The organism is Cupriavidus sp. H19C3 (assembly GCF_049393815.1).
Classification (GTDB): Bacteria; Pseudomonadota; Gammaproteobacteria; order Burkholderiales; family Burkholderiaceae; genus Cupriavidus.
In genome coordinates, this window is record NZ_CP184986.1 from 593650 (window position 1) to 608568 (window position 14919).

Below are 14919 nucleotides of genomic sequence, written 5' to 3' on the forward strand. Positions count from 1 at the left end.
GATTCTTGCGGATACGCCTCGGCATGACGCCACGATCTCGCGCCAGCGGGCATGCGCGAGCGGGCTTCACGGCCGCCTCCGGCATCCGCCGCAAGGCGGAAGACCGAGGGTGACGGCCGGGGGTGACAACCCGGGTGACGACCCAGGCCGGGGCTCAAAGCATATCGACGATGCCGCCGTCTACCCTAAGCGATGCGCCCGTCGTTGCCGACGCTTGCGGCGAGCTCACATACACCACCATATTGGCGATCTCGTCCACCTGCGCCGCGCGGCGGATCAGGGAGCCGCTGCGGTGCGCGACCACGAAGTCCGCGCCGGCCTGCTCCAGGGTCTTGCCGGTGCGGGCGATATCGTCCTTGAGCATCTCGGCCACGCCTTCGGTCAGCGTCGGGCCGGGCAGTACCGCATTCACGGTAACGCCGGTGCCGGCCATGCGCTTGGCCAGGCCACGCGAGATCGCCAGCTGGGCGGTCTTGGTGAAGCCGTAGGGAATCATGTCCACCGGGATATTGATGGCCGATTCGGAGGCGATAAAGACGATGCGGCCCCATTTTTTGTCGACCATGCCGGGAGCATAGGCACGCGACAGCCGCACGCCGCTCATGACGTTGACCTGGAAGAAGGTTTCCCACTGGTCGTCGGTGACATCGAAGAAGTCGTGCAGCTCGAAGAAGCCGAGGTTGTTGATCAGGATGTCGACATGGGGGTGTTCGGCCACGAGCTTCTGGCACACCGCGGGGTCCGACAGATCGCCGGCAAAACCGACCGCCTGGGCGTCGGGTACGGCGGCCTTGAGCGATTGCAGCGCCTTGTCCACGCTGGCGGCGCTGCGGCCGTTGACGATCACCCGTGCGCCGGCGGCGGCCAGCCCCCTGGCCGTGCCGAGGCCGATGCCCGCGGTGGAGCCGGTTACCAGGGCAGTCTTGCCCGACAGATCGATTTTCATGCACTGCTCCGTTTTTCGAGTTTGCCCTGAAGTTCCGAGGGCGACCGATGCAGTGTAGGGATTTGCCGGCAATCTACAAGGCGAGTGCGGGAAAGGTCTTTTGACGGCGTATCAACAATGGGATGGTTTTGCTGCGTGTGGATCAACGATCAGCGCACGCCGGCAGCCCGGGACCTGCGCCCGGACCGCCGGCATTCCTACCACCGGCATGCGACCACCGGCAGCCCGGCGACTCAGAACTTCGAGGGCTCGGTGGTCAGGTCTTTCAGCGTGCTGGTCTTCAGGTCGATGGTGAAGTGCCGCGTGGGCGCGCCGTTGGCGAGCTTCAGCATGATGGCCATCAACGGCTTGAAGCGGGCCTGGTACAACGCTGCCAGCGTATTGTCGTTGTTGACCTTGTCACCGCTCAGCGTGAGCGTTGCGGAGGTGGCCTGCAGCGCTTGCGCGATCAGCTTGTACTGACGCGCGCGCGCCTCGGGGATGTCGGCGAAGGCAAGGTCGCCAGCATTGGCCAGGCGCACGAAATCCCCCGCCAGGTCCAGCGCCTTCCACTGGTCGAAGTCCTCGAGCTGCATGCCATTGGCCTGCGCCAGCGCGCGCGCCCGGGCTTGCGCGGCGGCATAGTCGGCGCTGTAGGCGGGATTGGCGGCACCCGCGCCGCCCATATCCTGCAGGCAGGCGAAGAACGCGGTCGAGAGGTCGTTGTGCGTGCCGGTACTGGCCAACTCCTTCAACGTCACGTTGGTCTGCAGCTGGGACAGCACGAGCAGTTCGGAGCCGGCCAGGGGGCTCTTCACCAGTTCGCGCATTTCGCAGCGCCAGTCGTCCTTGAGCAGGCGCAGCCGTACCAGCTCCGACATGTAGCGCGTATTGAAATCGGCATAGCTGGTGGCGTCGAGGATGGAGGCATCCCACAGTTCGCCGCCGCCCGGGATCATGGCCGGAAAATCGGTGAAGTAGCGGTGTTCCTCGCGATAGTGCTCGAACAGCTCGTCATAGCGCGGCACATTGTCCAGGCGCACGGTCTGCACATCGATCAGGTCATTGCGCCCGATGGTCAGCACCTTGTACGCGGGCACATACGCGGCCATCGACGGAGCCTGGATATTGACCAGCGCATGCGCGCCGTCATAGTTGCGCACGCCGGTGTCGTTGAAGTGCATATGGCCGCCCACATGCACCTGCAGCCCCGTGTCGGCGAGGGCACGCGTGACGTCTTCCCTGGGCCGGCGCACCATCTGCATCTTGCCCGCGCCCAGCAGCGCGATGATGTCGTCGGAAGCACCGTTGAAGAACTCGCTCATCGGGAAATGGCTGAAGGCCACCACCTGCTTGCCGGCGGCCCTGCCACGTGCTACCACGTCCTTCAGCCAGGCAATGACATGCTGCTTGTGCGTCAGCATCATGTTGTAGCCGGCATCGCCCGAGCCGTTGAAGTCGTTCTGGCCCGGGCCGGTGGGCACATACACGTTGGCATCGATACCGATCAGCCAGATGCCGTCGACCGGTTCCACCAGGTAAGTGGTGTCGGTCACCATCTTGCACAGCGTGTAGCCCGGCTGCTTGTAAGGGCCGCCTGTACCTTCCTTGCAGATTTCGTACTGGCGGCGCGACCAGTCTGCCTGCTGCTGCGCGGTGGCGAGCGAGTATGTGGCCGGGGTATAGGCGCTGTAGGGTGTTTCAAAGTACCGGTAAGACGCCTTCGGCATGGGGCCGTGCTGCTCGATCGCGTTCATGATCGTCGCATAGCCGCCTTCCTGGATTTCCTCGGTGCAATAGCTGTTGTTGACCTTGGCCCACGGACCCGTATAGCCGGTCGAGCAGTCGGCGTTGCCGCCACGGCTGAAAATCGGCTGCGGAAAGCCCACACGGCCGTTGTTGGGGTCGATACCGAGGAAGTCGCTCTTGCCAGCCGCGCGCGCCAGCGGACGGTTGGGATCGTGGTTGCCAGGCGCGGCGAAGAACTGGATGCCATGGCGTTCGCTGTACTGGTCCAGGATCTTCTTGAGGCCACGCATATGCACGGGCTGGCCGTCGTCGGAGAAGTCGCCCGGCAGGGCGATCAGCTTGACGCCGCGCGCAACGGCATCGTCCAGCGCGGCCAGAAAGGCAAAGTAGTTCTCGTTGAACAGGCGGGTGGACGTCATCTGCGCCTGCATCAGGCGGATGGTGGCATTGCGTCCGGAGCGGGTGTTGGGCACGCCGGGGAACGAGCCATCCTGGAACGTGGCGTACACGTCGTGGAAATGGATGTCCGGCATGAACGCGATCTGCGTCGTCGGTACCGCGGCCGGCTGCTCGGGCGGGGGCGGATTGCCGGCGGCCGGGGGCGTCGCCGTGCTCTGGTTGTCGTCGCTGCCGCACGCGGCGAGCAGCAGCACCGCCGTGGCAACCGAGGCCAGCGTGCGGTGGATCATGGTTTTCTGGGTCATACGACTCTCTCGTTCACATCTTGTGGCCTGCGCCCCGCATCTCGGCGCAAGGGGCAGGGGCTCGGAAAAACCGGGCGATGGTAGTGAGCGAGAGTGACGCGATCGTGACTTGATGTATGGATGAAAATGCACGCGATGCGGGTGCCGGACGTCCGGTGCATCGACCGCGGCCGGCCGGAGCGACGGCGCGACGGATCGACGGATCGACGGCAGCGTCAAAACAAAACAGCCGGCGCATGGCCGGCTGTTTTGCGGGGCTGGACCAGTATTACTGGAACAGCTTGGCTGCCTGGGCGATCGTGTTGGACACGCCCCAGACCAGCGGCACCAGCACATAGAGCCAGAACAGCACCATCAGGCCCTTGTTGGTTTCGGTCTTCTTTTCCATATCGATGCTCCCGATTCGGTTAGCGCGGATTAATGAGCGGCACCCGTGGCGCCACCGAGGCGGGCGACGTCGGCCTCGCTCATGTGGTGCTTTTCATTGACGCGCGACACCAGCAGGTTGCAGATAAAGCCGAGCACCAGCACGCCGGCCATGATGTGAACGGTCATCGTGTACGCCTGCGAAGCCGGCACGCCTTGCGACACCTGGTACTCGCGCACGTAGTTCACGATCACCGGACCGGCGATGCCGGCGGCGGCCCACGCGGTCAGCAGACGGCCGTGGATGCCGCCGACGTACGCGGTGCCGAACATGTCCGCGAGGTAAGCCGGGATGGTGGCAAAGCCGCCGCCATACATCGACATGATCACGCAGTAGGCCAGCACGAACATCACGATGTTGCCCGAAGCGCCCAGTTGCGGGACCAGCCAGTACAGGATGGCGCCGAGCACGAAGAACACGAAGTAGGTGTTCTTGCGGCCCAGGAAGTCGGACGACGAGGCCCACGCGAAGCGGCCGCCCATGTTGAACAGCGACAGCAGGCCCACGAAGCCGGCGGCGGAGGCGGCGTTCACGGTCGACTTGAAGCTTTCCTGGATCATCAGCGAAGCCTGGCCCAGGATGCCGATGCCGGCGGTCACGTTGAGGAACAGCACCAGCCACAGCAGGTAGAACTGCGGAGTCTTGAGTGCTTCGTCGATATGCACGTGGTTACGCGTCACCATCTTGTTGACGGTTGCCGGCGGGGTCCAGCCTTCCGGCTTCCAGCCAGGGGGCGGGACGCGGATGGCCAGCGAGCCGATCGTCATCGAGATGAAGTAGGCCACGCCCAGCACCAGGAAGGTCTGGGCCACGCCGACCGAGGTCGCGCTCTTGAAGTGGTTCATCAGCGCGACGGACAGCGGGGCGGCGATCATCGCGCCGCCGCCAAAGCCCATGATGGCCATGCCGGTCGCCATGCCGCGACGGTCCGGGAACCAGCGGATCAGCGTCGACACCGGCGATACGTAGCCGAGACCCAGGCCAATCCCGCCCAGCACGCCGTAGCCGATGTACAGCAGGGCGATCTGGTGGAGGTAGACGCCGAGCGACGAGATCAGGAAGCCGCTGCCGAAACAGCAGGCTGCCGTGAACATCGTCATGCGCGGGCCCACGCGCTCGAGCCACTTGCCGGCAAATGCGGCGGAAATACCCAGGAAGAAAATCGCCAGCGAGAAAATCCAGCCAAGCGTGGTCAGTTTCCAGTCATCGGGGGCCGGCTGCGTAATGCCGATGGCCTTCGACAGCGGTCCGTTGAAAACCGAGAAGGCATAAGCCTGGCCGATACACAGGTGCACGGCGAGGGCGGCCGGCGGTACCATCCAGCGGGAAAACCCCGGCTTGGCGTAGGTCGCCTCTTTCGAAAAAAACGGTACGCGGCCGTAAGCCGCGCTGCCGCCATCATTCATGACACTGCTCATGATGTAATGTCTCCAGACAGGGGTCCGGGACAGGACGACCAAGACCTGGCGTGTCCGGCCGGGTGGTCTGAGGCACCCTGGCCGGTTGACCCCGTCACGCCGTGGTCGTACTGCCCAAATGTGTCGGCACGCGCCGGCCGCGGCAGAACCGCAAGCGGCGCGCGTCGACGTTTGCTACAAAGAGAAAGCTGCGAGAGTCTGCTGCGCTGTGCGCGCCAGGCGTGCCGGCGGCGGATGATGGGTGCGGCGGGCCGGCGCGGGGGCGCGCTGGCCGGGAGCTGGATGTTTCATTGTCTTCCCGTTCGGGTCGTGTGATATATGCTTTGATTTACATATATCACCTTGGAAAATATTATTCGCAGAACCTTAGCCGCAGGCATTGGTGACTTCAATAGGCTAAGAATGACATATTCCCATTTCACCTCAATGTCCTGCTTTCATCAGGGTTAGCGCTGACCCGGGGCGGGGCATTACGTCGGGTTTCTGCAACAGGCCGGCGACGGTCATATTAAAAAGACGGGTCTGCCATATGCATATGGCATGGCGGCGCGGGTGCGATGCGCTACGCTTGCGGCCAATACATTTACGGGGGTAATAACAAGATGGACCTTGACCGGATAGATCGGGAAATCCTGATGGCCGTGCAGGCGGACGGGCGCGTGACCAACGCGAGCCTGGCCGAATCCGTCGGCCTGAGCGAGACACCGTGCGCCCGTCGCCTCAAGCGGCTGGAGGCGGACGGATTTATCGAGGGGTATCGGGCCACGCTGTCGCGCCAGCGGCTGCAGCTCGGTCTGATGGCATTTACACAGATCCGCTTCGGCGCGCATGACCGCGAACTCTCGGATCGCTTCGAACGCGAAGTTCAGGCCAATCCGCGCATCGTGGCCTGCCACAACGTGACCGGCAGTGCCGACTACATGCTGACCGTGGTGGCGCGCGACCTGGACGACTATGGGGTATTCGTGCGCGACGTGCTGCGGACCCTGCCCGGCGTGACGGCGGTGGAGTCGGTCCTGAGCCTGCGGGAGGTCAAGCGTCATAGCGGGCTGCCACTGCTCTGAGCTTGCGGGGGTCACGAGGGGATGCCGCCCATCCGGTTGCAACGGGCACCGGATGCTGCCGCAAAGCGCCCGGCGAGGCGCGTCGTTCCGTGCGGTGCGGTGCCCGGCACCGCTGCGCCGACAGCCGCGCACGCAAAGCCATGCAGCGTTGGCCGTGTCCGACCCTGCCGCCAGGCGTTGCGGCGCGGATTGCGCTCGGGCAGCACGTCCGCCCGAGGCCGGCTGTGCGACCGGCTTACCTGGCGGCGGCAAGAATCGCCTTGGCCACCGCGTTCGGCTGCGACACCATCGGCACGTGGCTGGTGGCCACCTTGATCACGGTGGCGCCGATTTTCTTCGCGTCGTCGGACTGCTGCACCGGCGGAATCATCTGGTCGTTGGTCGCCACCACGAACCACGACGGCTTGTGCTGCCACGCGGCCGCGGCGCCGACCTTTTCCTCGAATACCTTCGATTGCACCGGGCCCTGGGTCACGGCCATCAGGTTGGCCTCGGCCGGCGCCACGTCCGGCGCGAAGTAGGTGCGGAAATCGGCCGGCGTCAGGGTCAGGAAGCCGCCGCTATCCGCCACCAGCTTCTTCAGGCCCGGCGCGGGGGCATAGGACCTGGAGGCGTCGGCGACGGACTGGCCCGCTTCCGGCGCGAAGGCGGCCACGTAGACCAGCGACTTGACCTTGGGATCGTTGCCGGCTTCCGTGATGACGACGCCGCCCCACGAATGGCCGACCAGCACCACCTCGCCTTGCTGGGCTTCGATCACGCGCCGGGTGGCGGCCACGTCGTCAGCGAGCGACGTCAGCGGATTCTGTACGGCCACCACCTTGTAGCCCTGCTTCTGCAGCGTCGGGATGACCTTGTTCCAGCCCGAACCATCGGCAAAGGCGCCATGGACCAGCACAATGGTCGTGGGCGCGGCCTTGCTGGCTGCGGCGGCTTCGGCGGCATGGACCGGAGCGGGGTGCACGAGCATGGCGGCCGTCACCGCGACGGCGGCGGTCAGCGCGATCGTGGTGCCACGATAGAGGTTGGTTACGTTCATGACATCAATCCTTTGACAGAGCGGTGAGGGTAGGGGAGGCAATGCGGTGTCGCCGCTGCGCACATCGATGTAAGTCGCTGACGACGGACGAAGCTTAGTGCACTAACGATTAGCGCGTCAATAGTGATTGCGCAAGATATTTGCCTGACCTATGATGAAGCACCGTTCCCGCCTTCCGTCCATGTCTGCCAAGAAGCTCCGCCCGGTCGACCAGCGCCTCTGCTTCCTCATCTACTCGACGTCGCTCGCCATGACGCAGACGTACAAGCCGTTGCTGGAGGAGATCGGTCTGACCTATCCGCAGTACCTTGCCATGGTGGTGCTATGGGAGCAGGACGGCATTACGGTCAAGGAACTCGCGACCCGCCTTGGGCAGGATTCGGGTTCGATGACGCCATTGCTCAAGCGGCTGGAGGCCGCCGGCCTGGTCACGCGCCAGCGCGACCCCGACGATGAGCGCAGCCTGTCGCTGCGCCTCACGCCGGCCGGCCAGGCCATGAAGGAGAAGGCGCGCAAGGTCGATGCCGCCTTTGCGGCCGCGTGCGATCTCGACGATACGCAGGTCGAGCAATTGCTGGCAGGCATTTCGACATTGCGCCGTCATCTGGCGGACTGACACTCCCTTCTGCTCTCTGTTGTTCGCTGTTGTTCTCCGTTCGGTTCTTTCGCACGGCCCACGGGCGAGCGCCCGTGGCCGCGCGTCGGCGCGGTCGGGGTGCCATGCCTCCACGCGTCAATGTTGCTCATCCATCTGCCGTCTAATTGTTCGCGCAAAGCGTCATTGTGTAACGAAACCGACATGTGATCTCTCTACTATCTGGCCCCGGCAAGAGCCACCGGCACCAGATGCGGTGGGCCAACCCACATAAGGAGGAATTCATGTCGTACATCACCGACAAGCTGCGCGCGCCGCGTCGCGATGCACAAGGCGTCGTCACCGTTCCTGGCCAGACTCTCGAAGACATCGTGGCCGCCAATCCGGCGCGCCGCACGGTGCTGCGTGGCGGTCTGGGCATCTCCCTGCTGTCGGCCTTCACCGGCGGCAGCCTGCTCGCCGCCTGCGGTGGCGATGACGATCCCGCGCCGGCCCCGGCACCCGCTCCGGCGCCCGCCCCGGCTCCGGCGCCGACGCCCGTGCAGCCGCTCGACTACAGCGTCAACTTCACGCCGCTCGAGTCCAAGCTGACGCCCAACACCGTGCTGGTGCCGGGCACCTACACCGTGGACGTGCTGTTCTCCGCCGGCGACCCCGTGGTCGCGGGTTCGCTTGGCTACCAGGGCGCGTTCCAGACCTCGATGGAAACCGAGCAGCAGGCCGGCGGCAATCACGACGGCATGCATTACTTCACCATCCCCGGTGTCGATCCGCAGAAGGGCGGCCTGCTCGTGATGAACCACGAGGCCATGGACAACCTGATCCTGTTCCCGGGCGGCACGTACAACGCAGGCACCGCCACGCCGGAACAGAAGCGCATTGCGCTGTCGGCGGTGGGCGTATCGGTGATCGAAATCGAACTGGTCGCCGACAAGTGGCAGGTCAAGAAGAACTCGCTGTACAACAAGCGCTATACCGGCAATACGCAATACCGTGTGTCCGGCCCGGCCGCGGCGACGGTCGGCGGCGTCGTGACCGGTACGCTGAATAACTGCTCCAGCGGCTATACGCCGTGGGGCACGTACCTGACCTGCGAGGAAACGACCGACAACTACCTCGACCCGACCCAGCCCGACAACGGCTACGGTTGGGTGGTGGAAATCGATCCGTTCCAGGAATTGCCGGGCGTGCCGGTCAAGCGCACCGCGATGGGCCGCTTCGACCACGAAAACACCGCGTTCATGACCGATGCCAGCAATCGCGTGGCGTTCTACATGGGCGACGATGGCACGCCGGGCTGCATCTACAAGTTCATTCCGAACAGCGCGTTCGATGCGACCAATCGTCTCAACAACGCCAACCTGCTCGATAACGGCAAGCTGTATGTGGCGCGCTTCAATGCCAACGGTACCGGCGACTGGATCGAGCTGACGCAAGGCATGAACGGCCTGGTGGCGGGCGCGGTGGATCCGGGCAACACCACCCAGGGCCCGCAGACGCCGGTCAACATCGACTTCAACACGCAGGCCGATGTGCTGATCAACACCAAGGCCGCCGCGCGCGTGGCCGGCGGCACGCTGATGGACCGCCCCGAATGGATCACGGTGGGCCTCGACAAGACGGTCTACTGCACGCTGACCAACAACGGTGGCCGCCAGGTTACCGATGCCGCCAACCCGCGCGTGAACAATTCGCACGGCCATATCGTGCGCTGGCACGAGCAGGGCGACTCGCCGCTGGCCACCACCTTCACCTGGGAACTGCTATTGCTGGCGGGCGATCCGTCGATCGCCGCGGCCAACCTGAAGGGCGACATGAAGGGTTCGACCTTCTCGAGCCCGGATGGCATTCGCGTCGATCCGAAGGGCCGCCTGTGGGTGCAGACCGATGCCGGTACCGGTACGAGCGTCACCAGCATCTTCGGTGCCAACTCGATGCACTACGTCGACCAGGTCACGCGCGAAGTGAAGCGCTTCCTGGTCGGCCCGGTGGGTTGCGAAATCACCGGCATTGCGTACACGCCGGACCTGACCACGTTCTTCGTCAACATCCAGCATCCGACGGGAACGGGTCAGCCCAATGGAAACTGGCCGGATCCGGTGCTGCCGTCGCGTTCCTCGACGGTCGTGATCCGCCATAAGGAAGGCAAGCCGATCGGAGCCTGATGTGCGGTGCAAGGGCGGCATGTGGGTGCCGCCCGGATCGGCAAATTGATACGCCGCGGGCTTCCGCGGCGTTTTTTTATGACCGGGGCCCGGACCCCTGGCCGGCGCGTTCGGCCAGCAATGCCTGCAGGCCGGCCGGTGGCACCTGGAGCCGGGCCGCGCGCATGCGCGCATTGCGCGCGGCAGCCACGCCCGACGCGCCAGCTGCGCCGGACGCGGGGCCGAACAGCGCTTGCGCCAGGCTGGTGCGCGCGGCCTTCCGCACGGCGTCGTCGACGGCCCATACCAGGAAGGGGGGCAGCGCCGTTTGCGCGATGGTGCGTTCCCACATGCCTGGCGGGATGCAGGCGGGACGCCGTTGCGCCGCTTCGGCCAGCAGCTTCCAGCTTCGCTGGAACATGGGCGGCCCCGTCAGTGGGCCAAAGCGCCGCAGTGCCGGCGCCGCGCATTGCTGGCCCAGCGCCGCCACATCGGGGTGGCTGTCGCCGAGCATCTCGCGCAACCGGCCGACGACGACGTCGAGCAACGTCATGTCGCGGCCAGGATCACGATCGCGCTCGACCAGCAGCAGATGCCCGCCGATCATGCCGGCGACCGGGTTGGCGCAATGCCGGAGCAGGATGTCTTCCAGCTCGGCATTGAGAATGCGGCGCTCATCCGCCAGCGCGAGCCTTGCGGTCTCGATGATCTTTTCCAGCGCCGCATCCGGTTCCTGGCCTGGGCGGCGCATCATCACCGATACGCGTGGCCGCACATTGGGGGCGGTGGTGCCGGGCAGGAGCCGGCGCAATATATAGACCTCCAGACACCAGGATGCGCCGACGATCAGGCTTTGCTCGATCGTCGGCCCCTGGTCGAGCTGCTGCCGCAGGAAGTAGACCCCTGCCGGTAGTCCGCGCACGGCCCACGCGTGGGACGCCTGCTCGCTGTCGCGCTGGCCATCGGTTGCCATGGTGATGACAGGCCGGCCGTCGGCATCGACCACGCTGACGCCCCGCCACGGCGCCGTGTTGTCCTGTGGTACGTCCTGGCTGTCGGCCGTGCGTGCCATCACCATGAGCGTGGACGGGTGACCGGCATCCGCGCCGCGCAGCTGCATGGAGGCAGCCAGCGCCGCGCGCCGGCCCGCTTCCTGGTTCTGGTTCCGCGGCGTGCCGGAGAGCGGCATGACCGACGCCACCGGCCGGGCAATCTCGGTCGGCAGCAGCACGGGCCGGTCGCGGTCGAGCAGGATGACGCGCTGCGTGAGGCTGCGGCCGATGCGGGTCTTGATCTTGAACAGGCCGAACGGCAGCGGTGTCAGCAGCCTGGCGGCACCGCCGTCCACCAGCGAGAAGCGGCTGTCGATCACGAAGATTTCGGCGGCGGCATCGTTCGGGTCGATGTCGAGCGCGAAGACCGTGGCATCGTCGGCCGGCGCCGCCACCGGGTCTCCCGCTTCGGTGACGTCGACGGTCGCGGCGCTGGTGAGATCGAAGCCCTGGCGCAGACCGGCAGCGGGCACCTCTACCACATACAGGCCGGGCGGCAACTGCAGGTTCAGCACGGCGGCCGCCGACAGTTCCTGCGCGCGCGGGGGAATGCCTGACCAGATCCGCAGCAGCTTGCCGCTGGCCTCGGGCGGCAGCGTCAGCGTGACGGGAAAGCTCGGCCGCCTGACGCCGCGCGCGAAAATCAGGCTCGAGTCTTCCTGGACCACTTCCGGTTCCTTCGCCACATCGCCGTCCTGGCGCTGGAGGTCGGTCATGCGTGCGCACATGGCATTGCGAATCCAGTCGCCGAGGCTGCGGCCGGTGACGCGGCCGTTCACGTCGGCGGCGGCGCCGCGCAATCCTTCCAGCAGGGCCCAGGTAAAGGCGCCGTGGATCTTGCTGCCGTCCTCGGCAATGGCGATCTCGACGGCCTTCAGCGGCCGTTGCGCCGCAAGTGCGATAAAGCTCGCGGCCGGCGGGTCGGTGGCATTGACCGGCGTCAGCGCCGGATCGCGCGGCTGCAGGAACGACACGCGGTTCATGCAGCAGTCCATCCACAGCACGTACTCGCGAAAATAGCCGGCATCCTGCAACCAGTTCAGCCAACCCGTGGCGTGCACATTGAAGGTGCCGAGCGTGGCGCTGGCATTGGCGGCAAACAGGCAGCCGCGTTGCCGGCCCGGCGAAAATCCGTGCCCGGAGACAAAGATGTAGAGCCGGCGCCCGACGCGCAGTCCGCGCCGCTTGCTCTGGTTCTCGCGGGCCAATGCGTTGAGACGGCCGAACGTGACCTCGATTTCATCGGCCGTGGGGTGCGCAAGGCCATCGCTGGCGGTCACCCGCGACTTGAGCACCTGGATATTCTCTTCGCTCGCGAAGTTTCCACCGGCGCTGTCGAGCAGCCATGCCTTGACCGCATCCACGTCGTTGGCGGGCCCGTGAAGGCTGGCATCGACACCGTCTTCGCCGAGCGCGGGATAGTCGTTGATCCCGATCAGGATGGCATGGTCGTCTGCATTCATGGCCGCTCCCTCGCGCGGCGGGTATGGCTGATGCGGTGGAGGCGGTGGAGGCGGTGGAGGCGGTGGCTGCGGCTAGTGTGGATAGGCCTGGCTGATGAAGTCCTTGTCGGTGGCCGACAAGGACTGGTTCAGGCCCGCCGATTTTCCGTCCTGGGTCCACGCCGCCGGTATCGGATACATCATGATCGAAGCGACATCGACCGACGTACCCGCCACATCCTCGGGATCGACCGGCGCAAACATGTTGTTCTCGATGGTCTGCAGATCCCAGTTATTGGGCGGTCCGGACAGGTCGCGAATGACCGCGTCCCGGTTCCACTGGATGGAGCCGAGCGGATTCTGGTGTTCATGAATCAGTCCGATCGCATGGCCGAACTCATGCAGCACCACACGCATGACTTCGTCGTCCGCCGTGTCGTCCTTGAGCCAGCCGTAGTTCATGGTCGGCCGCGAGGGGTCGATCGAGCGCGCATCGGTGCCGATGAACGACCAGGAGCCATTGCCTTCGATGAACGCGATGCGGATATCCGCGGGGCCGCTGTCGCGGAAATCGAAATGCAGGTTGGCAAACTGCAGCCACGTATTGGCCGCGGCGACCACGCGATCCTGCAGCGCGGTGGACCCGCTCATGAAACGGATGGTGAGGGTGGTGCCCGGATCCCAGCGTTTGCCCTTGAGCATCGCCATCTTGCCGGGCACGCCCGACGTCCTGGGAAACGATGCGCAGAAGTGCGTGTTGTCAGCCATGATGAACTCCTGGGCGGCAGAGTTTCAGTAAGGGATAGTTGATAGAAGTAACAAAGTCGATAGTTTTATGTGCGCCAGCGAACCGAGCGAGCCGAACGCGGCATGGTGTGGGTCTGCCCGCGCGGCGCATATCAGGAAGCAGGTTCGATGGTGTCGGACGCCGCCCAGCCGCCGCCCAGCGCCCGGTAGAGCTGGACCGTGGCGATGGCCAGCCCGGTCTGTGCCTGCAGCAGTTCATCTTCGCGCCGGAGCGCGCCGAGGCGGGCGTCGAGTACGTCCTCCAGCGTGCGCCGCCCGCCTTCATACAGCCGCTGCGCCTGCGCCGCATTGCGGCGTGCCAGCGCCACGCTCCCTTCCAGTTGCTGGCGCCTCTGGTCGAGCCCCTGGCGTACCCCGTAGGCGCTGTCCACCTCTTCGAGGGTGCGCAGCACGGTCTTGTCGTGCTCGGCCAGGGCCGCTTGCAGCCGCGCATCGTTGGCCGCGATATTGGCGCGAATGCGGCCGGCGTTGAACAGCGGCAGGTCGACACCGGCGCCCAGCAGGCCCGCGGTCCCGCTGAGCGCAGGCAGGCCCTCGATGCGGATGCGGCCGTCGAGGCCGATAAAGTTCAGATAGAAGCGCGGCAGCAGATCGGCCTGGGCGCTGCCGAGCCGGGCCGCCTGGGCGCGCAGCAGGGCGGCGGTGGCGCGCACGTCCGGGCGGCGCTCGAGCACGCTCGACGGCAACGCACCCGCGGGCACCGGCGGCACCTGGAACGAGGACGGCGCGGGCAGCGGTGGCGCGGATTGCGCCGCCATGCCCGCCAGTACCGCCAGCCGGCGCTGGCGCACCGCGATCTGGCTGGTCAGCAGCGGCCGCGCCGACGCGCGCGCGGTGCGCTGTTCGCGCACGCGCTCCACATCGTAGGCGAGCCCTTGGCCGGCATGGAAGCGGGCCTCCGCATAGCGCTGCAAGGCCGCGAGCGTGACCAGGCTGCGGTCGAGCAGGGCGAGGCGTCGCTGCAGCCCCTGCGCTTCCAGATAGGTCTGCGCAACCTCGGCGACGATGGCCAGGCGCACGCCGTGCCATTGCGCCTCGCTGGCCTGCGCCAACGCCGCCGCCGCGGCGGCATCGCTTGCGCGCCCGCCAAAGAGGTCGACCTCCCAGGTCGCGCTCAGGCCGATGGCATAGGCTTCCAGCGCGGGGGAGCCATCGGGTGCCGGCGACGGGCTGCGCAAGTTGCCTTCCCCACGCGCGGCGCCGGCGACCGCCGCCGCCGTCGGATATCGCGCGGAATTGACGATCGCCGCCATCGCGCGGGCTTCCAGCACGCGCGCCCGCGCCACGCGCAGGTCCGTGTTGGCGTGCAGCGCCGCGTCGATGCGGCGGCTGAGTTCGGCGTCCTCCCACACCTCCCACCAGCGCGCGAGCTCGACCTGTGCGCTGTCCGGCGGCGGCACCATCTCGAAAGCTGCCGGCGGCGACGCGGCAGGCGGCACGTCGACGTGTACCGTGGTGCAGGCCGCGACCATCACCGCGCCGGCCGCGAGCGCCGCGGCGCACCGCGGTAATGTGGCGATCTTCACCTGTGCATGCCGATTCATCGGTGTGTT

Annotated in this window: 11 protein-coding genes; 3 read left to right on the plus strand and 8 right to left on the minus strand. The window is 66.1% G+C overall.

The genetic code is table 11. From position 1 onward, the window contains the following. Window positions 1–154: 154 nt before the first annotated feature. From DFLDMN_RS22220 to DFLDMN_RS22235, 4 genes are all read right to left on the minus strand, one after another. The gene (locus DFLDMN_RS22220) at window positions 155–946 is read right to left on the minus strand and encodes an SDR family NAD(P)-dependent oxidoreductase (protein ID WP_423200032.1); all 792 of its coding nucleotides are present in this window, start codon (window positions 944–946) and stop codon (window positions 155–157) included. 233 nt (window positions 947–1179) lie between these two features. Further along, complete coding sequence (locus tag DFLDMN_RS22225) at window positions 1180–3378, minus strand: metallophosphoesterase (protein WP_423200033.1); 2199 nt, start codon at window positions 3376–3378, stop codon at window positions 1180–1182. A 268-nt stretch (window positions 3379–3646) separates the two neighbouring features. Beyond that, window positions 3647–3766 carry an MFS transporter small subunit gene (locus DFLDMN_RS22230; protein WP_423200034.1) on the minus strand — a complete coding sequence of 40 codons (120 nt, stop codon included), beginning with the start codon at window positions 3764–3766 and terminating at the stop codon, window positions 3647–3649. A gap of 29 nt (window positions 3767–3795) precedes the next feature. Beyond that, on the minus strand, window positions 3796–5223 hold the full coding sequence (locus tag DFLDMN_RS22235) for an OFA family MFS transporter (RefSeq protein WP_423200035.1): 1428 nt from the start codon (window positions 5221–5223) through the stop codon (window positions 3796–3798). Between the two features lie 602 nt (window positions 5224–5825). On the opposite strand from DFLDMN_RS22235, the gene DFLDMN_RS22240 reads away from it, so the two are divergent. Then, window positions 5826–6287 carry an Lrp/AsnC family transcriptional regulator gene (locus DFLDMN_RS22240; RefSeq protein WP_423200036.1) on the plus strand — a complete coding sequence of 154 codons (462 nt, stop codon included), beginning with the start codon at window positions 5826–5828 and terminating at the stop codon, window positions 6285–6287. A gap of 235 nt (window positions 6288–6522) precedes the next feature. Here the strand turns inward: DFLDMN_RS22240 and DFLDMN_RS22245 are convergent, their stop codons facing one another. Beyond that, window positions 6523–7326 (minus strand): alpha/beta fold hydrolase, encoded by an 804-nt coding sequence (locus tag DFLDMN_RS22245; protein WP_423200037.1) that lies wholly within the window; start codon window positions 7324–7326, stop codon window positions 6523–6525. Between the two features lie 181 nt (window positions 7327–7507). On the opposite strand from DFLDMN_RS22245, the gene DFLDMN_RS22250 reads away from it, so the two are divergent. Continuing rightward, window positions 7508–7942, plus strand: a complete 435-nt coding sequence (locus DFLDMN_RS22250; protein WP_423200038.1) for a MarR family winged helix-turn-helix transcriptional regulator — start codon at window positions 7508–7510, stop codon at window positions 7940–7942. 263 nt (window positions 7943–8205) lie between these two features. Then, window positions 8206–10086 carry a PhoX family protein gene (locus DFLDMN_RS22255; RefSeq protein WP_423200039.1) on the plus strand — a complete coding sequence of 627 codons (1881 nt, stop codon included), beginning with the start codon at window positions 8206–8208 and terminating at the stop codon, window positions 10084–10086. A 76-nt stretch (window positions 10087–10162) separates the two neighbouring features. On the opposite strand, the gene DFLDMN_RS22260 is transcribed toward DFLDMN_RS22255, so the two are convergent. The 3 genes from DFLDMN_RS22260 to DFLDMN_RS22270 form a co-directional block, all read right to left on the minus strand. Continuing rightward, window positions 10163–12580, minus strand: coding sequence for a caspase family protein (locus tag DFLDMN_RS22260; RefSeq protein ID WP_423200040.1), 2418 nt, complete (start codon window positions 12578–12580; stop codon window positions 10163–10165). A gap of 72 nt (window positions 12581–12652) precedes the next feature. Beyond that, window positions 12653–13327 carry a matrixin family metalloprotease gene (locus DFLDMN_RS22265; protein WP_423200041.1) on the minus strand — a complete coding sequence of 225 codons (675 nt, stop codon included), beginning with the start codon at window positions 13325–13327 and terminating at the stop codon, window positions 12653–12655. A 131-nt stretch (window positions 13328–13458) separates the two neighbouring features. Next, window positions 13459–14910, minus strand: coding sequence for a TolC family protein (locus DFLDMN_RS22270; RefSeq protein WP_423200042.1), 1452 nt, complete (start codon window positions 14908–14910; stop codon window positions 13459–13461). Window positions 14911–14919 lie beyond the last annotated feature (9 nt).